The sequence below is a fragment of the Providencia sp. PROV209 genome (assembly GCF_028479485.1).
Classification (GTDB): Bacteria; Pseudomonadota; Gammaproteobacteria; order Enterobacterales; family Enterobacteriaceae; genus Providencia; species Providencia alcalifaciens.
On record NZ_JAMPNR010000016.1, the window covers coordinates 173,313 to 195,076 of the forward strand.

Sequence of the window (21,764 nt, forward strand, 5' to 3'; positions counted from 1 at the left end):
AATAAATTAACTGATTAATTTTTAGAGAATTTTTCTCCATGATAAAGGCGCGATTATTTAATTTAATGCCCGGTTTGCAAGCCTTTAGCCAGTACCAATTGGCTAATTTAGGACCGGATGTGAAAGCGGGGCTATCGGTCGCTGCGGTGGCGCTGCCTGTTGCAATAGCCTATGCGGAGCTTATGGGGATCAACGCTATTGTTGGTTTATACGCCTGTATTTTACCTATGCTGATGTATGCGTTATTTGGGACATCGAAACAGTTAATTATCGGTCCTGATGCGGCGACGTGCGCCGTGATCGCGGCAGCCGTTGCGCCATTGGCTATGGGAGATGAAAATACTCGCTGGCAGCTAATTATTGTGATGAGTTTAATGACGGGAATTTGGTGCCTGATTGCGGCGCGGTTTCGTCTGGGAATGTTTGCTGACTTCTTGTCAGGTCCCATTCTTCAAGGATTATTAAATGGGGTAGCTCTGACCATTATTGTAAGCCAATTAGGCAAAATATTTGGTATCGATTCACTGCCGTCAGGGTTTATCGAACGTTTAGTCGCACTACCTCTCGCACTGTCTGAAACGCATATTCCAACACTGATTGTGGCAGTGTTAACGTTGTCTATCACGATACTGATTAAGCGAGTACGCAGTAAGTGGCCCTCCTTATTAATTGCAATGGTATTAGCAACAGGTGCCAGTATTGTCTTCAATTTAGAACAATATGGCATTAGCACTGTCGGTAATCTGGGGGAGGGCTTGCCCTCTATTGCAGCACCCGATTTTAATCCTGGGTTATTGCGGGATTTAGTCACACCATCCTTAAACTTGGCGGTCATTAGCTTTGTGAGTTTTATGATGACGGCTCGCAGTTTTGCCAGTAAAAATGGGTATACCGTTGATGCTGACCAAGAACTGCGAGCATTGGGTATGGCGAATATTGCGTCGGCGTTATCTCAAGGATTTGCGGTCAGCGCAGCCAGTAGTCGAACCGCAGTAAACGACATGATGGGAGGCAAAACCCAAATGGTGTCTGTGGTTGCGGCATTAACCATCTTGGTTGTATTACTGTTTTCTATGGACGTATTAGGATATATCCCGATGCCCGCATTAGGGATGGTGCTGGTGGTATCCACGTTTTCACTGATTAGTTTTCGCAGCATTTATGCTATGCGTAAACGGAACCGACAAGCCTTTTTCTTATGCGTTTTCACACTTTGCGCGGTGCTTGTGGTCGGCTTGATCAGCGGCGTGGGCTTTGCCGTGTTATTAGGTTTGCTGCAATTTTTGCGGGTGATATTCCGCCCAACAGATCAATTATTAGGGGTCGATGAACAGGGTATGTTGCATTCTATGAACCCTGATAATGATATTCAGGCGGTTGAAGGGGTTCTGATTTATCGTTTTAACTCACCGTTGACCTATTTCAATGTGAACTATTTTAAAGATCGCTTAAACAAGCATATCGATAGCCAGCGTAAACGTCCGGCGTGGGTCATTGTGGACGCCGCCGTTAGCTTCACCCATAACGACGTGAGCGTCTTCTCTGCATTGAATGAACTCGTCACGGCATTAAAAGCCAAAGGCGTTACGCTCGTATTGGCAGGGCGGCGGACATCGCTAAATCGCTGGTTATCTCAAAATAAAATTAATCGTTCAGATGATGATTTATTGGTAGTACCGGATATCTATTTTGCTATTCGCTTGATTCAAAGTAAGCAGCATATTCAGCAAAAAAGTGTGGATGAGCGAAACGAAGAGAAAAATCAGTCAATATAGCGGAAAAAAGGGCGTATCAGATACGCCCTTTTTCATCAATTAGCCTATGTGAGCTTAGGCATTCTTGGTGCTCAGCATGTATAAACGGAAAAAGTAAATTAAAGCAAAAGCCGCAATGATATTGTTAAATAAGAACGAAATACCATTGACCACGATATGATTCAGTTGCAGGCTGCTTAACAGCATACTGACCAGCATTTGGCTTGCCATCCAGATTAAAATCATTGGGGCAGCAATACGCCAATTCGCAAATGCCAGCTTCCAACTTTTCCCCATTGCATTAAATGGATTCACTTTTTCATTCATTAGAATCGCGGGCGCGAGAGAAAAACCGATCGCTAAAATCAGACCAGGAAGCACCATTAAAGTGATACCCAGTTGGATAAGCAAAGAGCAGATGATCAACAACAGGAACATGGCAGGAGCTTTAGGTAACGATGACACTAACGCCTGGGTTCCGTTGACGGCTTCACCGCGAGATAAATTGGCAATATAAGAAAGTACGCCACACATGAGCACTAAGCTGCCCAGTGCCACGGAGAGAATTAAGCCTAGTGAGACTCTTAGGATACTGCTTTTTTCAGCTTCTGGCAGGGTGAGTACCCAGTTTTGTAGTCCTGCGTTACCCGCCTCAAGGAGTTGGTTTTGCGCTTCCAGTAATACGCCGATCATCCGTTCATTAGGAATTAACATTGCGTAGACAATCACGCTGATTACCGTGGCGATTATCACAATGGTGAAAAGGCCATTCAACTGGTTTTTAAAAAAGTTGATGCTGTCACGAAAGAGTGAGTTGGCCGAAATGGACATGTAACTGCTCCTATCTACAAACGGAATAAAAATTTGACGGTGATTGTAACCGAGTATCGTGCGTATAGGTAGAGAAAGATAAGAAAAGTCTGGGAGTTAGCCTAATCAGTAGAGGCGCTCAATAAATACGCGTATTAAGAATAATAAAGAATAAAACCCAAAAGATGCATTTCAAATATACATTTAAAAGTGAGTTTAATTAGCAATAAATATAAAATCATTTTTTATTTTAATAGTTATTTAACGAAAATTGATTCAAATCAAAATAGAAAAAAATAGTAATGGAATAATAAACTCAGATTTATTGCGAAATATATAAATTAGCAAAAGATGTGATCTTGATTTGAATATCTAATTCGAGAATAGGCTATATTTTTGCTAAATAATAAACATAGGAATGGGATGACAATGAAAAAACTCACTGCGCTTGTCTTAGCTGCTGCAACTTTAGCTCCAGCTGTTTCATTTGCACATGAAGCTGGCGATTTTTTATTCCGTGCAGGAACTGCAACGGTAAGACCAAATGCGAACTCTGAAGATGTATTAGGTTTAGGCAAATTTGATGCAAATAATAATACTCAATTAGGTTTAACTTTCGGTTATATGATCACCGATAATATTGGTGTGGAATTATTAGCAGCAACTCCGTTTGAACATAAAGTTAGTTTAGGCGATTTGGGTACAATTGCATCTGTAAAACATTTACCACCAACACTGATGGCGCAGTACTATTTTGGTAGCAAAGAAGATAAACTGCGTCCTTATTTAGGTGCAGGTCTGAACTATACTTTCTTCTTTGATGAGAAATTTAATAGTAAAGGTAAAAACTTTGGCCCAGGATTAAGTGATTTAGACCTATCTAGCTCATGGGGCTTTGCAGCACAAGCGGGGATGGACTATAACCTGACTGACAACTGGATGTTAAATGCCTCGTTATGGTGGATGAATATCGAAACGGACGTTAAATTTAAAGTGGGTGGCGAACAACAAAAAATCGATACTCGTTTAGACCCATTCGTATTTATGTTTGGTGTGGGTTACCGTTTCTAATTTCTTAAGGACATAAGCAAGATTATTCTTGCTGACTAATGGATTAGAAAGCAGTAAAGAAATCCGGGAATATACTTCCCGGATTTTTCGTTTTTAGAAAATAAAATAATAATCCGGAATGTTAAATTAACTCTATTTTATTTAACATTAAATTTACATTAGTGGGGTTTTAATATATCAATACAGATATTTCATTCAAAATTTAAATATCAAAATACGTATTTAAACTTAAATTAAAGTTAATGATTTTATCTCTATATTTGAAATGTTTTCTGTGATGTGACATTTGACTAAAAACCAAAATCAATTAATCGATATTAAGAATAAAAAAACCACCCAATAATGGATGGCTTCACAAAGTCTAGATAGAAATAAATGATGGGAATTATTTCTGTGTAGCAGCTTTCATATTAGTGACAAACGTCGTTAATTTACTGAGCATCTCTTGTGGTTGCTGCAAATTATTTTCAATAATTTTGACGACAGCGGAACCGGATATTGCGCCAGCTGCACCATTACGAATCGCTTCAGCCACTTGTTCCGGTTCTGAAATACCAAATCCTTGAAGTGCAGGCGCCGCACCATATTGAGAGAGCTTATCGATTAAATGGGTTAATGGCATTTGAGCACGTTGCTCTGTTCCGGTGACTCCCGCTCGAGAAAGCAAATAAGTATAGCCTTGACTGTGTTTGCCAATTTCCTGTAGCAGGGCGTCATCACCATTTGGTGGGCAGATAAAGATAGGCGCAATACCGTGGGCTATCGCAGATTCACGGAAAGGCTTTGATTCACGCATTGGCACATCCGCAACTAAAACGGAATCTACACCTGACTGCTGACAACGTTGATAGAAAGAGTCAATACCATTAGTGAACACTAAGTTGGCATACACTAATAAGCCAATTGGCATATCCGGATGTTTAGCACGAATACGTGCTAATAATTCAAAACACAGCGTTGGTGTGATATCACTTTTAAATGCCCGTAAATTCGCATTTTGAATAGTGGGACCGTCGGCTAAAGGGTCAGAAAACGGAATGCCTATCTCTAAGGCATCCGCACCGCCAGCGATGAGTGCATCAATAATTTTTAACGAGAGCTCAGCATCAGGGTCACCTAACGTGACAAAGGGAACGAAAGCACCTTGATTTTTTTGGTCTAAACGCTGAAAAAGTTGGGTATAACGCGTCATTAGATTTCCCCTTTGCTGGTCAAAATATCATGTACTGTAAAAATGTCTTTATCACCACGACCGGATAAATTGACAATTAACAACTGCTCTTTATTCGGATTTTGTTCTGCCATTTTGAGCGCGTAAGCCAGCGCATGGGAAGATTCCAACGCAGGAATAATGCCTTCTTTACGTGACAGCAACTTAAAGGCATTCAGCGCTTCATCATCCGTGATTGAAACGTATTCTGCTCGACCAATACTGTTTAAGTGAGCGTGTTGAGGACCCACTGACGGGAAATCTAATCCCGCAGAAATTGAATAAGACTCTTCAATTTGACCTTCAGAGGTTTGCATCATGGGGGACTTCATTCCAAAGTAAATCCCAACGCGACCGTGTTTCAAAGGAGCACCGTGTTGCCCTGATTCAATGCCATGGCCCGCGGGCTCAACACCAATTAACCCGACATTTTCTTCAGGAATAAAGGAGGCAAACATGCCGATAGCATTGGAACCGCCACCGATACAGGCGATCACCGCATCGGGCAAACGACCTTCCTTGTCTAAGATCTGTTGTTTGGCTTCATCACCAATCATCCGTTGGAATTCACGTACAATGGTTGGATAGGGATGAGGACCCGCCGCAGTCCCTAATAAATAGTGTGCGGTTTCATAGCTACCAGACCAGTCTCTTAATGCTTCATTACAGGCATCTTTTAAGGTCGCAGAGCCGCTATGGACTGGGATCACTTCCGCGCCCATTAATTTCATCCGAAATACATTAGGAGACTGACGTTCAACATCTTTCGCACCCATGTAAATACGACATTTCATATTCAATAATGCACAAGCAAGGGCGGTAGCAACACCATGTTGCCCAGCACCCGTTTCGGCAATAATTTCATTTTTGCCCATGCGTTTTGCCAGTAAGGCTTGCCCTAAAACTTGGTTAGTTTTGTGGGCGCCCCCGTGAAGGAGGTCTTCACGCTTTAAATAGAGTTTGGTTTTTGTTCCCGCAGTCAGATTACGGCACAGGGTTAACGCAGTTGGACGACCCGCATAATTTTTGAGTAGGTCATGAAATTCCGTTAAGAATGCAGGATCATTTTGGGCATCAATAAAGGCATCTTCCAACTGGTTTAATGCAGGGATCAGGATTTCTGGGACATATTGCCCACCAAACTCACCGAAATAGGGGTCTAATTTGCTCATTATTTATTATCCATTTTAAAATTGTGTGTTCTGTATTGATGAATGTATTTTTGACTAAAGTGCCATACGGGCATTTTTCAATACATCAAAGACTTGGTTTAGTTTATGTTCGGATTTAATACCCGGCTCAATCTCAATACCTGAGTTAAAATCAAGCCCATTACAAACGAGTTGTGCCGCTTGCTGGCAATTATCTGGGTTGAGTCCGCCAGCAATCATCAGCTTATGTGAGCTATTGACGGGGATATTTGACCAATCAAAGGTTTTACCTGTACCACCTGCACCATTATCTAATAGCAAGATATCGACTAAAGTTGGATCATAATCAATAACTTGATTATCTGCCATGTTAAGTGCTTTCCAAATATGACAGTGCGCGGGCAAGATTTCACGGAGCTGGGCAATGTAGGCATTGTCTTCGTTACCGTGAAGCTGAACAGCGTGAAGTGCTAGCTGTTGTGCAATATGTGATACAAAATCAACGGATTGATCGCGAAAAACACCCACATATTTAAGCGGGGTTGAGTGAATAATCTGCTTTGCTTGCGACAGTGTCACTTTGCGGGGTGATTTTTCCGCAAAAATCAATCCGCCAAAATTAGCACCAGCAGCAAAAGCCGCTTTAGCATCTTGCTCGCGGGTTAAACCACAGACTTTATGCTCGCCAACTAATAAATTACGCAGTGCTTGTGGTAAATCTGCCTGTTCCATCAAGGCACTGCCAATTAAGAATCCATTTGCGACATCGACAAGGCTTTGAATATGTTGATGTTGTAAAATGCCCGATTCACTGATCACCACCGTACCCGCAGGTAAACGCGGAGCTAGTTGACGAGTGCGATTGAGGTCAATGGACATATCTCGTAGGTCACGGTTATTGATCCCGACAACTTTGGCTCTCAACTTGATAGCGCGCTGCAATTCACCTTCATTACTGATTTCAGTGAGTACGCCCATATTGAGTTGGTGCGCCACATCTGCTAATGCAGTGTATTGCTCATCGTCCAATACCGATAGCATAAGTAAGATAGCATCTGCTTGGTAATAGCGAGCAAGGTATATCTGATAAGGGTCGACAATAAAATCTTTGCACAGAACAGGTTGTTTCACAGTATTGCTGACGATAGTCAGATAATCCATTTTGCCTTGGAAATATTTTTCATCGGTAAGAACAGAAATTGCAGAAGCATAAGGAGCATACATGCTGGCAATGACCGCAGGATCGAAATCTTCACGGATCACTCCTTTTGATGGCGATGCTTTTTTACACTCTAAAATAAAGACAGGGCGTTTAGCTTGTAATGCCGCATAAAAACCACGTTGCGCAGGTTGCACTTCAGATTGGAAACTCGCCAGCGGTTGGTGCAATTTGCGTTCAACCAAGTAGGTCAGTTTGTCATCTACAATCTTCTGTAATACAGTGCCTTTCATTTTAGTGCTCCCTTGCAGCTAGTGCCAGAACGCGGTCAAATGCTTTGCCGCTACGAATAATATTGAGTGCGTGCTCGCTGTTTTCTTTTAAATCTTCGTAACCATTAATACGTAATAACATCGCGACATTGGCAGCAACAGCGGCTTCATGAGCGGCTTGACCATGTCCTTGTAATAATTGAGTTAACAGAAAACGATTCTCATCGGGCGTACCGCCTTCTAAATCTTTTAGATGATAGGGTGTTAAGCCAAAATCGTCAGCTGTTAAGATATATTGCTGCACTTCGCCATTTTTTAGTTCGGCTACGTGGGTTGGCGCATGAAGAGAAACTTCATCCATCCCTCCACTATGTACCACAGCTGCACGAGTAAACCCAAGCATTTGCATGGTTTTTGCAACGGGCTCAACCAGTGAATCTTGATACACGCCAACTAAAGCGAGCGGTGGACGCGCAGGGTTGATTAATGGACCCAGTACATTAAATAGGGTGCGCGTCTTTAACTGAGTGCGAACCGGCGCAGCATGACGGAATCCACTGTGATATTGTGGCGCAAATAAAAAGCATAAACCTAATTCATCTAAGGCATCACGAGCACTCTGAGCACTTAAATCTAATGCAATTCCAAATGCAGCAAGTAAATCAGAGGAACCAGAACGACTTGAAACGCTACGGTTACCGTGTTTTGCCACTTTGATCCCACATTCGGCAGCCACAAAAGCGCTGGCGGTTGAAATGTTAATGCTGTTTGCTCCATCACCACCGGTCCCGACAATATCGCTAAATTGATAATCAGGGCGTGGGAATGGCTGCGCGTTTTCCAAGCATGCCAGTGCGGCACCTGCAATTTCTTGAGGTTGTTCACCGCGCATTTTCATGCTGATCAGCACCGCGGCAAGTTGGGGCTCCGTGAGCTCACCTTGAATGATGGCGTTAAAGAGGTATTGGCTCTCTTGTTGAGTTAACGCTTGCGCCTTAAATAATTTATCGTAAATGTTTTGCATGATTGGCTCTCTGTGTCCCATTAGTGCGAATGTGTTGTTGTTTTGTTGGGGGAAGAAAGCGCCCATGCCACGGTGTTTTCTAATAACAACTTACCTTGCGTGGTTAAGATGGATTCAGGGTGAAACTGGAATCCACACACTCGCTGCTCATCATTGCGCACGGCCATAACCATACCGTTGGACTGTGCACAAATGGTTAATGATTCAGGAACTTGGCTACCTACTAAAGAGTGATAACGCGCCACTGAAATTGGGTTATCTAAATCAGCAAACATCGCTTGACCATCATGGGTCGCCATTGAGGCTTTACCATGTAATATTTCACCCGCTGGAGAAACAACGCCGCCATACGCTTCAACAATGGCTTGATGCCCTAAGCAAATACCAATCACCGGAATTTTTCCTAACGCAGATTTAAGCACTTCAGGCATACAACCGGCTTCACTGGGTTTTCCTGGTCCGGGAGAAAGCACCAAAATCGGGTCATTCAATTGTGTCAGTACGGATAAAACATGTTCTGCACTGACGGTGTTACGGTAGATCACGACCTGATGACCACTGGCACGTAATTGGTCGACCAAGTTGTAAGTAAAAGAGTCAACATTATCGAGTAGTAAGATGTTAGCCATTAGAATAACTCCTCAACTTGGTGGGCTTGAGCAATCGCGCGGATTACTGCACGTGCCTTATTACGCGTTTCGTCGGCTTCACCTTGCGGGGAGGAGTCGAGTACCACACCACCGCCGGCTTGCACTGTCGCAATACCATTTTCAACATACGCTGAGCGAATAACGATACAGGTATCAAAATCCCCTTTGCCGTTGAAGTACCCGACAGCGCCACCGTAGGAGCCGCGACGTTCTTTTTCACATTCGGCAATCAATTGCATGGCTTTGACTTTTGGCGCACCAGTTAGTGTTCCCATATTCATACAGGCTTGATAGGCATGAAATACATCTAAATCACGACGTAAAGTGCCCACAACATGAGAGACTAGGTGCATCACAAAAGAGTAGCGATCGACTTTGGTCAAATTGGCGACATAACGGCTACCCGCTTCGCAAATGCGTGCTAAATCATTACGAGCCAAGTCTACGAGCATGATGTGTTCCGCGAGCTCTTTTTCATCCGTGCGCATTGCTAATTCGATGCGACTATCTAAATCCAAGTCGATATTCCCTTGCGCATTACGTCCACGAGGACGAGTCCCTGCGATAGGGTAGATTTCGACAACACGACTTTGTTGGCTGTATTTCAATGCACTTTCAGGTGATGCGCCAAACAGCGTAAAGTCGTTGTCTTGCATAAAAAACATATAAGGGCTTGGGTTTTGTGCTTTGAGTTTTTGATAGGCAATCAAGGGTTGTGCACATGGCATACTAAATTTACGCGATGGCACAACTTGGAAGATATCCCCACGATAAATCGCCTCTTTTAGTGTATTCACCACCTTGCCATACTCTGTATCGTCTTTATTGATAGTGACGCTGAACTTAGTGGGTTCCCCCAAAGGCAAGGTGGGTAAGTAAGGTCGGCAAGCCACGATAATGTCATTATGACGTTGTTGTACTTGTGCTACTGCTTGTACATTTGCAGTAAAAAATAAGCTTTTCAAACGTGCCGCTTGGTTCTGATGGTCGATCACTAAATAGTGTTCAGCGACAAAAAAGCAGAAATCAGGGCACTGGTTAGTCGCTGTTACTTCAGGTAATTCTTCAAAATTTGCGACTAAATCGTAGGCGAATAACCCACCCATGAAGAGAATTTCAGGCTTGGTGTAGTAGGCTTGTGCCAGTGCAGGCAATGTCCGTAATACATCTAAGCAGGATGCGCTTTTTAAGCGGCTATCTTCATCTAATTGACTTTCTGGTTGCGCAAAAACAACGGTCAAATGCTCTGTTGTTAAATCACAACGAAGGGCTTGCTCTGTTAACTGCTCACTGATTAATGGCAGAAGTGCTTGCCCATTTTGGGTTAATGCTTCAATTTCGACACGTTGACCAAATGCTCGGATACGTAATGCGCTGTCGACGATTAACAAACTTTGTAAATTGGCTTTGTTGTTGACTTCCGCCGACTCTAACAACATGGTAGCGGGTTTATTCTGGCACAGATGATTAAATAGCAACGTTGGGTCTGGTTGATAGTTAATTGGGCTATCCAGATAATTAAAATGTGCTAATGTGGTGTTTTGTTTGTTCATTTTGCTGCCTTAAGCTAATTTCAGACATAAAAAAACCCGCTGGTTGAGGGCGGGTTCGGCACTGAGGCATTAACAATTTATGCGCGTGCGGCTTCCGCCCAATTTGGGAAGTCGCGCCACCAACGATTTGATAAATTGAATAAAGTCATACATGCCTCACTGGATAAACAAATTGGTTTTAAATGTTTTTTGAATGTAACTAATCTTGCGTACTAGTAAACTGGATCACGAGGTTTGTGTCAATAGTTGTTTGTATTTATTTTTAATTTTCGTTAAGTCGAAGAAGGGAGAAGGTAACATCATGTCGCAAGATTCGACGCCAATAGTGACTCGCTATGACTTACATAGCCATACGAATGCATCAGATGGGGATTTAACGCCCGCTGAGTTAGTCGAACGTGCGATAGTAATGGGTGTGAATGTCTTATCAATTACGGATCATGATACTTGTGATGGGGTGATTGCCGCCAGGGCATATCTTGCAGAAAATCCGCGTCCATTAACACTAGTTAATGGCGTTGAAATATCCACCCTGTGGGAAAATATTGAAATTCATATTGTTGGGCTAAATTTTTCACCGAGTGAGCCTGCAATGGCGACGTTGTTGGAGCAGCAATCACAGCGTCGTTTAGAACGTGGCATTGAAATGGGACGACGTTTGCAAAAAGCAGGAATTGATGATGCATGGGAGAATGCACAAGCACTTTCAGGTGGTGGACAGGTAACTCGGGCGCATTTTGCGCAATATATTGTCAAAACTGGCAAAGAGAAAACGATTAATAACGTATTCAAGCGCTACCTTGCGAAAGGAAAGACTGGTTATGTACCGGCTCAGTGGTGCAGCATTCAAGAGGCCGTCGACGCGATTCATCGCGCGGGTGGTGTTGCGGTATTAGCCCATCCATCAAAATATCAACTTTCCAATAAGTGGTTAAGACGGCTGATCGACCATTTTAAAGCTTGCCAAGGGGATGCGATGGAGATATCCCACTGTCAGCAGCCAGCGAATGAGAAGCAATTTTTAGGGGAATTAGCGCAAGGCGCCGAATTGAAAACGTCTGTCGGCTCTGATTTTCATCGACCGTGTTCGTGGATTGAACTAGGACGCAATCTATGGCTCCCTAATGATAATCATGCGGTTTGGACGCTATGGGATCAGATAAAAACCGCTTAGTTTATGAGAATATAACCTAATTTATTGATGGATCACGGTTTGGGTGTAAAATACTCTGCAATATAAATTATTTTATTGAACCGCAATATTATTTGATAAAGGTAATATTGTGGTTGTTATGTTTTGCAAATAGATAGTGCCATTTTTAGGTCGTTCACCGGATGATGCTGTCGATACTCAACTATAGAGGTCACTATGAGCCAGTTTTTCTATATCCATCCGGACAACCCTCAGGCAAGGCTGATTAGCCAAAGCGTTGAAATCCTGAATAAAGGCGGCGTTGTGGTTTACCCGACAGATTCAGGTTATGCCATTGGTTGTCGTTTAGAAGAAAAAAATGCCCTAGAACGTATTTGCCGTATCCGTAAATTGGATTCAAATCATAACTTTACGTTAATGTGTCGTGATTTATCTGAGCTTTCTAACTATGCGCATGTAGATAACACCGTATTTCGTTTAATTAAGAACAATACACCGGGTAACTACACGTTTATTTTGAAAGCGACGAAAGAAGTACCGCGCCGTTTAATGAATGAAAAACGTAAAACAATTGGTTTACGTGTTCCTTCAAATCCAATTGCGCGTGATCTGTTGGAAGCCGTAGGGGAGCCATTAATGTCCACCAGCTTGATTTTACCGGGAGATGATTTTACGCAATCTGATCCTGAAGAGATCCGCGATTTACTGGATAAACAAGTGGACTTAGTGATCCATGGCGGCTACATCGGTCAAAAACCAACGACGGTTATTGATTTTACGGATGACACACCGGTTGTTGCTCGCGTTGGAACCGGTGACCCAAGCCCCTTTGAGTAAGCTTATTTGCCAAGAAGATTAGTAATAGGGGATCAGGATAAACCTGTGTATAATGCGCAGGTTTTCAAATTCATCACTTTTTGCCTATTGAGCGAGAAGTTATTTGACGCCTGTGAAGGCGACAGCTGAGGATCTCATGAGTTCTAAACCGCAACAAACTGAAAAGTTACAAAAAATCCTTGCCCGTTCAGGGCATGGTTCCCGCCGAGAAATCGAAGGATTACTTAAAGAAGGTCGCATTAGTGTTGATGGTAAAATGGCAACACTGGGTGACCGTGTTGAAGTTAAAGCGACAACAAAAATTCGTTTAGATGGCCGCCTTTTAGCGATTAAAGAGCCAGAAAAAGAAATCTGCCGTGTCATGGCATACTACAAACCAGAAGGGGAATTGTGTACTCGTCATGACCCTGAAGGACGCCCAACAGTATTTAATCGTTTACCAAGATTGACTGGCGCTCGCTGGATAGCGGTAGGTCGTCTTGATGTGAATACCAGTGGTTTACTGTTATTCACGACGGATGGCGAATTAGCTAACCGTTTAATGCACCCAAGCCGTGAAGTCGAACGTGAGTATGCGGTACGTGTATTTGGTGAAATCACGGACGCAAAAATTCGTCAGTTAACTACGGGTGTTCAATTAGAAGATGGTCCTGCATCGTTTAAAACGGTATCATACCGTGGTGGTGAAGGAATGAACCAGTGGTATAACGTCACGTTAACGGAAGGTCGTAACCGTGAAGTTCGCCGCTTATGGGAATCTGTTGGTGTTCAAGTCAGCCGGCTGATCCGTGTTCGTTACGGGGATATTGACCTCCCTAAAGGTTTACCGCGTGGTGGTTGGACGGAGTTAGGTTTAGAGCAAACTAACTATTTAAGAGAGTTAGTTGAGCTGGATGTTGAAACAGAAAGTAAAGTGTCTGTTGAGCGCGATCAGCGCCGCATCAAAGCGAACCAAATTCGTCGTGCAGTGAAGCGTCATACTCAAGTTGCATCACGCCCAGCGGCGAAACGCCAATCTTCGCGTCCAACAGCAAAACGTCGTACTCGAATCTAATTTGTACTGCGTTATTTAGCAGATTTTAAAGAGGTTATGGTATGCGCCATAACCTTTTTTTATTTCATTTAGATTGAAATTCTGAAATTATCCGCTAATTTTTGATACTCAATTTTTCATTCTCACATTATCTATTTCAATGTTTTTCCAATTAATAGAAATAAAATAACAAGAGAGTAAATAAATTATCAATCCAGTCCTTTTATGATTAGTAAAGGGTAAAATAAAATACACTGAGCAATTTTGCTTATTACTTTTACTTCTTTGTTATTTTAGTATTTAAAACTTAAAATACTCAAGCTAAGAGTTTATAAGGTGCTTGTCACATTGTGACACTTTCATATTGTGTAAGTTGTATATTTAATCTATTTTTATCATGATGAAATAAATAAAAGGTTTTAATATTTATGTTATGTACAAAGTCGGCGAAATATGCGGCAGTCTTGAGTTTTGGCATAACAAGTTGCGATGTATATCAACCACATACCTCTGAAAATGGGCGCTTCTTCTTCAGTAATGAATCGTTAGATAATTACTCATTTTTTATTGATAATAAACTGATAGTGATCCCTAGAGAATCTGTGGGAAGTTTATATTTGAAACAAGGCTTACATTCCATGACGATGGAGCAAGGTAAACATATTTATTTTATGGTTTACCCTGGTAATAAAGGGGGAATATTAAATCCTCAGAAGCATATTTATTATTCCTATAGCTTTGTCTATGGGAATAATGGAATTCCGTCGATACATGATCAGATAGTGCAAGAATTAAAGGTTGGCGATTATCGAGTAAAAGGACGAGTTCAGAGCAGTGATGATATCATTATTGATAATAACGTATTCAACTGTGATTATCCTATTGGTACTCGGATCCCAGACGAATTAAATTCATTGACCAACGTAAGTAAAATAAAAACAAAGTGTTTTTCATATTTAGAATTCATTAATGCAATTTCCAGTGATGATAAACAAATAAAACAGGTTTCGGTACGTGAAGATAAATCTGTACAACAGGATACAGTGAGCCTGATGTTTGACTATCCTGTGATACTTCCGGTTTTTGACGATCAAAACATTCAGCAGTATGCAGAGAAAGTGAATGCTATTATCCACGCTTATCGGCGTTCAGACGACCCGACAACGAAGCAAGATTTTTATAATCAATATCGTCTCGAGGTATCGAGTATGGCTGAAATTTATAGTCAGTGGGATACTGAGGATCATTGTTTAGAAGAGCGACAAAAATATGTGTTATTTTTGTCGCAAACTGCAGCTATATTTAGCGCGGGTGTTTTAAAACTTCATGATATGCCTTAATTCGCTGTCACTAACTATTACCAATCAATGCCTTTTTGCGCCTTAATCCCTGCGTCAAACGCATGTTTAATGGGGCGCATCTCCGTCACGGTATCAGCGAATTCCAGTAATTCACGGTGACAACCTCGGCCTGTAATGATGACCGACTGATTTTCGGGGCGGCAGCTCAGCGCATTCATGACCTCAGCAAGTGGGAGATAATGGTAGCTCACCATATAAGTAAGCTCATCAAGAATCACTAAGTCATACTGTGGGTCTTGCAGTAATTGAAGAGCGTGCAGCCATGTTTCGAGACAAGCTTGTGTATCCGTATGCTTGTTCTGAGTTTCCCATGTGAAACCCGTCGACATGACATAAAAAGGAACCCCGTGGGGTTCCAAAAGATTTCGTTCGCCATTGTCCCAGCTGCCTTTAATAAACTGGACAACCGCGACTTTTTTGCCATGACCGACCGCACGACACGCTGTACCAAAGGCAGCCGTCGTTTTTCCTTTACCGTTGCCTGTGAAGACAATCAGGATCCCTCGTTCTAATTGTGCGGCATCTATACGTTCATCCACTTTTTGTTTCAAACGTTGTTGACGTTCTTCGTGTCGGTCTTGGCTCATGGTTTACTCCGCTTTAATCGGCTTTAAATTTGGTTGAGCATCTACACTTGTTCCCGTTTGGTCGACGCTATCATCACCCATTAAGTATAGATAAGTTGGCATAATATCGGCGGGCGTTTTTAACGTCATTGGATCCTCTCCTGGTGCTGCACCAGCGCGCATTGCGGTGCGCGTGCGTCCTGGATTGATGCAGTTTACACGTAAACCGGTGCCTTGATATTCATCAGCTAAGACTTGCATTAAGCCTTCCGTTGCAAATTTAGAAACGGCATAGACGCCCCAATTTGCACGACCTTGTTTGCCGACACTAGAACTGGTGAATATAAGAGATGCATGAGGCGCTTTCTCTAATAAAGGTAATAGAGCTTGAGTTAGCATAAACCCAGCATTCACATTGACTTGCATAACGTCATGCCACAGCTGAGCGGGTTGTTCACTTATTGGAGCGATATTCCCCAGTAATCCTGCGCTGTGTAATACGCCATCTAAATAAGGATGTTGTTTAGCAATATCGTCTGCGATGGCTTGGCAATCGTCGGGTGTCGCAGTCAGTAAATCAATAAGGTAGCTTTCTGATGTTGAACCAGTGACGTCTTGAATTTCTTGTTTAATTGCGGCTAATTTTTGCGGGTTTCTACCCAATAAAATGACGGATGCGCCAAAGCGTGCATAAGTTAATGCTGCTTCTTGACCAATCCCATCAGTAGCGCCGGTGATTAAGATAGTTTTACCATTCAAAAGATCTTGTCTAGGCTGATAATGAAGCATAATTTTTCCTATCGTCATGATTCGCGTTGAGGGTTATCATCGCGTAAATTGCGCGGGAGGGCAATTTACCACATTTGTTTAACGTCTGTGGTTATTGATAACAATTTTTTTACTGGTTGTTTTTGAACAATCATGCGATCATTTTTTATTAGTGTTAAATACGAGAAGGATCAACCTGTGGAGTATTTCTCTTTGTATGGACTGTTTTTAGCAAAAGTGGTGACGATTGTGGTTGCCATTGTGGTCATTGCTGTATTTGTATTTGGTGTCGGAATGAGACGCCAAGGAAGTAAAGGTGCATTAAAAATTACAGATTTAGGTGAGAGCTACCGTGAACGCCAACGCCAAATGCAACAAATCAAAATGAATGATTCTGAGCAAAAAGCGTGGACAAAGGCATTTAAAAAACAGGAAAAAGCGAAAGCGAAAAGTGAAAAATCAGGGGCAAAAGTAGGGCAAACTGCCGTCAAAAAGCCTTGCTTATATGTCTTAGACTTTAAAGGCAGCATGGATGCTCGTGAAGTTAGCTCTTTACGTGAAGAAATCAGTGCAATTCTGGCAGTTGCGGAAGCTCAAGATGAAGTTTTACTGCGTTTAGAAAGCCCAGGTGGATTAGTCCATGGTTACGGTTTAGCGGCATCTCAATTAATGAGATTGAAAGAGAAAAATATTCCACTTACTGTTGCGGTTGATAAAGTCGCGGCGAGTGGCGGTTATATGATGGCGTGTATCGCAAATAAAATTGTTGCAGCGCCGTTTTCTATTATTGGTTCGATCGGTGTTGTCGCGCAGGTACCTAATATTCACCGTTTACTGAAAAAACATGATGTAGACGTAGAGTTACACACTGCGGGGGAATACAAGCGTACATTGACGATGCTGGGTGAAAACACCGAGCAAGGGCGCAAGAAGTTTGTTGAGGATTTGAACTCAACGCATGAGCTGTTCAAAGATTTTGTTCATCAAAATCGTCCATCTCTTGATATTGCTGCTGTTGCAACAGGGGAATACTGGTATGGAACTCAAGCGCTAGAAAAAGGTTTGGTGGATCAGATTGGGGTGAGTGATGACTTGATCATTGATGCAATTGAAACCAAAGAAATCGTTAGCATCCGTTTTGTTATGAGTAAAAAAATGGTAGAGCGTTTTACCAGTAGTGCGGCTGAAAGTGCGGATAAGCTATTATTACGCTGGTGGCAGCGAGGTCAAAAACCGCTATTATAAAAATAACGGTTATAAAATGTATGTTATAAAGAGAAATAACATTCATTGAATATTGACGACGTAATGTTCAATTTGAACTACCCTTAAAAATACCGGCCAATAAAGCCGGTATTTTTTTATTACTGTTCAGACTCAAGCAGTCGATACTGTTCAGAAAATACGTGTGCTAAATGCTTATACATGTTAAAAGCCGCAGGGCTTTTTAGGGTTGGAATGCCATTTTCATCAAGGAAGAACTCCCCTTTGAAGACCAAAACATCGCGATGTTGCTCGACATTATCCACGAACATGCCGTCGAGGTATTCATCGTGGTTTTTAATGATTTCGTTGGCTTTTTCAAGTAGTTCTTGCTTTGAAATAGTTTGAATCTCAGTGTTCATAGAATGCCTCTCTTGAAAAAATAATTGGTTGCTTCTAGCATTTTATCAGGTAGAGTGTGTGTTTTTCAATGCGGCTAAACCGCATTATGTGGTTAAAATCAGTCAACTAGAGCAATTTGTATGCTTTATAAAATAATGTGGCTGGTGGATAAAATTCGTTTCGTTACAAATTATTGTACGAAAAAATATTGATATATTGTGATTCTGTCGCAATATAAAAAAGAGATTCTCATTTTGCGCATTTGAATAGAAAAATGCGCCTTCTTTGATAGTAGGTAAAGGTAAATATGGGTAAAGCTCTTGTTATAGTGGAGTCCCCGGCAAAAGCCAAAACGATCAATAAGTATCTTGGCAGTGGCTACGTTGTAAAAAGCAGCGTCGGCCATATTCGTGATCTGCCGAAAAGCGGCTCTGGCTCACAATCCGGCTCACCAAAGAGTACAGGCTCATCTACCGATAAAGCAAAGACCGACAAAACGAAAAAAGTTAAGAAGGATCCTCAAGATGCGTTAGTTAAACGTATGGGGATCGACCCTTATCATGGTTGGAAGGCAAATTACCAAATTTTGCCGGGTAAGGAAAAGGTCGTTTCTGAATTAAAAGCGTTAGCCGCAGATGCTGACCACGTCTACCTCGCGACGGACCTTGACCGCGAAGGGGAAGCAATTGCGTGGCATTTACGCGAAGTGATCGGTGGTGATGACTCTCGTTTTAGTCGTGTTGTGTTTAACGAAATCACTAAAAATGCGATTACTCAAGCATTTGAAAGCCCAGGTGAATTGAATATCGACCGTGTTAATGCTCAGCAAGCACGTCGCTTTATGGACCGTGTCGTTGGTTACATGGTGTCTCCATTATTATGGAAAAAAGTGGCACGTGGATTATCAGCTGGGCGTGTACAGTCTGTTGCAGTGAGACTGATTGTTGAACGCGAACGAGAAATTAAAGCTTTTGTTCCTGAAGAATATTGGGAACTGCATGCGGATTTAGCGGATAAAAGCGCCGTTAATTTACGCTTAGAAGTGACTTCTCAGTCAGGAAAATCATTTAAACCTGTTAATAAAGTACAAACAGAAGCTGCGGTTAAATTACTGGAAAAAGCACGTTATCAAGTGATTGATCGTGAAGATAAACCGACATCCAGTAAACCCAGCGCGCCATTCATCACATCCACGCTGCAACAAGCGGCGAGTACTCGCTTAAGCTTTGGTGTGAAGAAAACCATGATGATGGCTCAGCGTTTGTATGAAGCAGGTTATATTACCTATATGCGTACTGACTCAACCAACTTGAGCCAAGACGCAGTAAATATGGTTCGCGGTTATATTTCTGACAACTTTGGTGCGCAATACTTACCAAAAGACGCGAACGTTTATACCAGTAAAGATAATTCCCAAGAAGCGCACGAAGCTATTCGTCCATCCAATGTTGATGTGTTGCCAGACTCACTAAAAGACATGGAAAACGATGCAAAACGTTTATACCAGTTGATTTGGAATCAATTTGTGGCTTGTCAAATGACACCTGCAAAATACGACTCTACAACATTAACGGTGAAAGCGGGCGATTTCGAATTAAAAGCGAAAGGTCGCACTTTACGTTTTGATGGTTGGACGAGAGTCATGCCAGCACTGCGTAAAAATGACGAAGATAAAACTTTACCTGCGATCCCAGTAGGCACTGAGTTATCGTTGGTAGAATTGTTGCCAAGTCAACACTTTACGAAGCCACCAGCACGCTTTAGTGAAGCATCGTTAGTTAAAGAATTAGAAAAACGTGGCATTGGTCGCCCGTCAACATATGCGGCTATCATTTCCACGATCCAAGATCGTGGCTATGTGAAAGTAGAAAACCGCCGGTTCTATGCGGAAAAAATGGGTGAGATCGTCACGGATCGTTTGGAAGAAAACTTCAACGACTTGATGAACTATGACTTTACTGCCCGCATGGAAAATCAGTTAGACCATGTTGCGAACCATGAAGCCGAGTGGAAAGCGGTTCTGGATGAATTCTTCTCTGACTTTAGCAAGCAGTTAGATATTGCTGAAAAAGACCCTGAAGAAGGGGGAATGCGTACCAATCCAATGGTTATCACGTCGATTGTTTGCCCTGACTGTGAACGCCATATGGGAATTCGTACTGCATCAACAGGGGTGTTCTTAGGTTGCTCCGGCTATGCACTGCCGCCAAAAGAGCGCTGTAAGAAAACCATTAATCTGATCCCTGAAGATGAAGTTCTTAACATCCTTGAAGGCGATGATGCCGAAACCAACGCCTTAAGAGCAAAACGTCGTTGTCCAAAATGTGGCACCGCGATGGATAGCTACTTAATCGATAATGGTCGTAAACTCCATGTTTGTGGTAATAACCCAGCATGTGAAGGCTATGAAATCGAAGAGGGCGAGTTCCGCATCAAAGGTTACGATGGTCCGGTGATCGAATGCGACAAATGCGGTTCTGAAATGCACCTGAAAATGGGGCGTTTTGGTAAATACATGGGTTGTACCAACGAAGAGTGTAAAAATACTCGCAAGATCTTAAAAAGTGGTGAAATTGCACCGCCTAAAGAAGATCCAGTACCGTTACCAGAACTGCCATGTGAAAAATCAGATGCTTATTTCGTGCTACGTGATGGCGCTGCCGGTGTTTTCCTTGCGGCAAATACGTTCCCGAAATCAAGGGAAACTCGCGCACCATTAGTGGCAGAACTGCAACGATTTAAAGACCGACTACCAGAAAAATTGGCGTATTTAGCGGAAGCACCAGCGCAAGACGAAGAAGGTAACCCAACAGTGGTTCGCTTTAGCCGTAAAACGAAACAGCAATATGTTTCGTCAGAGAAAGACGGTAAGGCAACAGGTTGGAGTGCTTTTTATGTGGATGGTGTTTGGAAAGCCAAAGAATAGTTTTTTATTCTTCATACTTTGCACCGTAGCGGCGCTGGCAGCACTCGCTAACCCTAGTCACATACTTGTGTATGCTCCTAGGGATTAGCTCGATTGCCGCCTTGTTCTAAGGCGAACTATTTAGAATAATAGTTTGGAATTCGGTAACGAAGTTCAGAATCAAAGCTAAATCCAAATCTGCAATCATATAAAAGAGCCCTCTGGGCTCTTTTTTTTTGTTCATAACTCGATAGCTCTCACATAACAAAAGCAGTAATCGCCCATTTTTATTCATTTATTATGCTAACGTTTAACTTAAGGATAATACACAGCGTGAATGACTGGAGGCGGTATGAAGTTCAAATTATGTTTGTTAGCAACATTATTCACAGCCAGCGCGGCATATGCAGCACAAACCACGGTAGAGCTAAAAGAAGCAACAGCCAAAGGTGATGGTAAAGCCATTGGCGAAGTAGTGATTTCTGAAACCGAATACGGATTACTCTTCACTCCAAAACTCTCTGGATTACAAGCGGGAGGCGTGCATGGCTTCCATGTGCATGAAAACCCAAGTTGCGATCCAGGGGAAAAAGAGGGCAAAACAGTTCCAGCATTAAAAGCAGGTGGGCATTTAGACCCCGCGAAAACAGGCGTACACAAAGGACCTTATGATAAAACAGGTCATCTTGGAGATTTACCGGGCTTAGTGGTTGATAGCCAAGGCAATGCAACCTACAGCGTCCTTGCACCAAAATTAAAATCCTTGAAGGATATCCAGAACCGAGCATTAATGGTGCACGCAGGTGGGGATAATTATTCAGATCATCCAGAGGTGTTAGGCGGTGGGGGGGCTAGAATGGCCTGCGGCATCATTCCTTCGTC

Annotated in this window: 17 protein-coding genes, 1 pseudogene and 1 other annotated feature; of the genes and pseudogenes, 9 read left to right on the forward strand and 9 right to left on the reverse strand. The window is 42.4% G+C overall.

Annotated features, from left to right (window positions below; all coding sequences use genetic code 11):
• Window positions 1–38: 38 nt before the first annotated feature.
• On the forward strand, window positions 39–1,775 hold the full coding sequence (locus PR795_RS12900) for a SulP family inorganic anion transporter (protein WP_036975673.1): 1,737 nt from the start codon (window positions 39–41) through the stop codon (window positions 1,773–1,775).
• A 54-nt stretch (window positions 1,776–1,829) separates the two neighbouring features.
• On the opposite strand, the gene PR795_RS12905 is transcribed toward PR795_RS12900, so the two are convergent.
• On the reverse strand, window positions 1,830–2,585 hold the full coding sequence (locus tag PR795_RS12905) for a YciC family protein (RefSeq protein WP_006658724.1): 756 nt from the start codon (window positions 2,583–2,585) through the stop codon (window positions 1,830–1,832).
• Window positions 2,586–2,993: 408 nt separating this feature from the next.
• Here PR795_RS12905 and ompW point away from each other — a divergent pair, with 408 nt between their 5' ends.
• Window positions 2,994–3,635 carry an outer membrane protein OmpW gene (gene ompW / locus PR795_RS12910; RefSeq protein WP_181480877.1) on the forward strand — a complete coding sequence of 214 codons (642 nt, stop codon included), beginning with the start codon at window positions 2,994–2,996 and terminating at the stop codon, window positions 3,633–3,635.
• Between the two features lie 385 nt (window positions 3,636–4,020).
• Here ompW and trpA read toward each other — a convergent pair whose 3' ends face one another.
• From trpA to PR795_RS12935, 5 genes and pseudogenes are all read right to left on the reverse strand, one after another.
• A complete protein-coding gene (gene trpA, locus PR795_RS12915) occupies window positions 4,021–4,827 on the reverse strand; it encodes a tryptophan synthase subunit alpha (protein ID WP_006658722.1) in 807 nt (268 codons plus the stop codon).
• Entirely contained in the window at window positions 4,827–6,017 is a 1,191-nt protein-coding gene (gene trpB / locus PR795_RS12920; protein ID WP_036965791.1) for a tryptophan synthase subunit beta, read from the reverse strand. Before trpB ends, trpA begins: the two co-directional genes overlap by 1 nt.
• A 54-nt stretch (window positions 6,018–6,071) precedes the next feature.
• Window positions 6,072–7,448 (reverse strand): bifunctional indole-3-glycerol-phosphate synthase TrpC/phosphoribosylanthranilate isomerase TrpF, encoded by a 1,377-nt coding sequence (gene trpCF / locus PR795_RS12925; RefSeq protein ID WP_036975677.1) that lies wholly within the window; start codon window positions 7,446–7,448, stop codon window positions 6,072–6,074.
• Window position 7,449: 1 nt separating this feature from the next.
• Window positions 7,450–9,080, reverse strand: a pseudogene (trpD, locus tag PR795_RS12930) (bifunctional anthranilate synthase glutamate amidotransferase component TrpG/anthranilate phosphoribosyltransferase TrpD).
• The gene (locus PR795_RS12935) at window positions 9,080–10,654 is read right to left on the reverse strand and encodes an anthranilate synthase component 1 (protein ID WP_006658717.1); all 1,575 of its coding nucleotides are present in this window, start codon (window positions 10,652–10,654) and stop codon (window positions 9,080–9,082) included. Before PR795_RS12935 ends, trpD begins: the two are co-directional and overlap by 1 nt.
• A gap of 26 nt (window positions 10,655–10,680) precedes the next feature.
• Window positions 10,681–10,782 (reverse strand) — a sequence feature (Trp leader region).
• Window positions 10,783–10,955: 173 nt separating this feature from the next.
• On the opposite strand from PR795_RS12935, the gene rnm reads away from it, so the two are divergent.
• The 4 genes from rnm (at window position 10,956) to PR795_RS12955 (ending at window position 15,017) form a co-directional block, all read left to right on the forward strand.
• Window positions 10,956–11,828 carry an RNase RNM gene (gene rnm, locus PR795_RS12940; protein ID WP_006661690.1) on the forward strand — a complete coding sequence of 291 codons (873 nt, stop codon included), beginning with the start codon at window positions 10,956–10,958 and terminating at the stop codon, window positions 11,826–11,828.
• A gap of 195 nt (window positions 11,829–12,023) precedes the next feature.
• On the forward strand, window positions 12,024–12,644 hold the full coding sequence (locus PR795_RS12945; protein WP_006658715.1) for an L-threonylcarbamoyladenylate synthase: 621 nt from the start codon (window positions 12,024–12,026) through the stop codon (window positions 12,642–12,644).
• Between the two features lie 136 nt (window positions 12,645–12,780).
• Window positions 12,781–13,698, forward strand: a complete 918-nt coding sequence (gene rluB / locus PR795_RS12950) for a 23S rRNA pseudouridine(2605) synthase RluB (RefSeq protein ID WP_036963755.1) — start codon at window positions 12,781–12,783, stop codon at window positions 13,696–13,698.
• Between the two features lie 617 nt (window positions 13,699–14,315).
• Window positions 14,316–15,017 carry a hypothetical protein gene (locus PR795_RS12955; protein WP_230083725.1) on the forward strand — a complete coding sequence of 234 codons (702 nt, stop codon included), beginning with the start codon at window positions 14,316–14,318 and terminating at the stop codon, window positions 15,015–15,017.
• A 17-nt stretch (window positions 15,018–15,034) separates the two neighbouring features.
• Here the strand turns inward: PR795_RS12955 and cobO are convergent, their stop codons facing one another.
• Window positions 15,035–15,625 (reverse strand): cob(I)yrinic acid a,c-diamide adenosyltransferase, encoded by a 591-nt coding sequence (cobO, locus tag PR795_RS12960; protein WP_006658711.1) that lies wholly within the window; start codon window positions 15,623–15,625, stop codon window positions 15,035–15,037.
• A 3-nt stretch (window positions 15,626–15,628) separates the two neighbouring features.
• Window positions 15,629–16,393: a YciK family oxidoreductase gene (locus PR795_RS12965; protein ID WP_036965783.1), complete on the reverse strand. Its 765-nt coding sequence runs from the start codon at window positions 16,391–16,393 to the stop codon at window positions 15,629–15,631.
• Between the two features lie 177 nt (window positions 16,394–16,570).
• Here PR795_RS12965 and sohB point away from each other — a divergent pair, with 177 nt between their 5' ends.
• Window positions 16,571–17,617: a protease SohB gene (gene sohB / locus PR795_RS12970; protein WP_006661694.1), complete on the forward strand. Its 1,047-nt coding sequence runs from the start codon at window positions 16,571–16,573 to the stop codon at window positions 17,615–17,617.
• A 119-nt stretch (window positions 17,618–17,736) separates the two neighbouring features.
• Here sohB and PR795_RS12975 read toward each other — a convergent pair whose 3' ends face one another.
• Complete coding sequence (locus PR795_RS12975) at window positions 17,737–17,997, reverse strand: DUF2498 family protein (RefSeq protein ID WP_006658707.1); 261 nt, start codon at window positions 17,995–17,997, stop codon at window positions 17,737–17,739.
• A gap of 287 nt (window positions 17,998–18,284) precedes the next feature.
• On the opposite strand from PR795_RS12975, the gene topA reads away from it, so the two are divergent.
• Together topA and sodC are read left to right on the forward strand one after the other, a co-directional pair.
• Window positions 18,285–20,903 (forward strand): type I DNA topoisomerase, encoded by a 2,619-nt coding sequence (gene topA, locus PR795_RS12980; protein WP_006661696.1) that lies wholly within the window; start codon window positions 18,285–18,287, stop codon window positions 20,901–20,903.
• Window positions 20,904–21,234: 331 nt separating this feature from the next.
• Window positions 21,235–21,764 (forward strand): superoxide dismutase family protein (gene sodC / locus PR795_RS12985; RefSeq protein WP_006661697.1); only part of this gene is annotated, 530 nt, incomplete at its 3' end.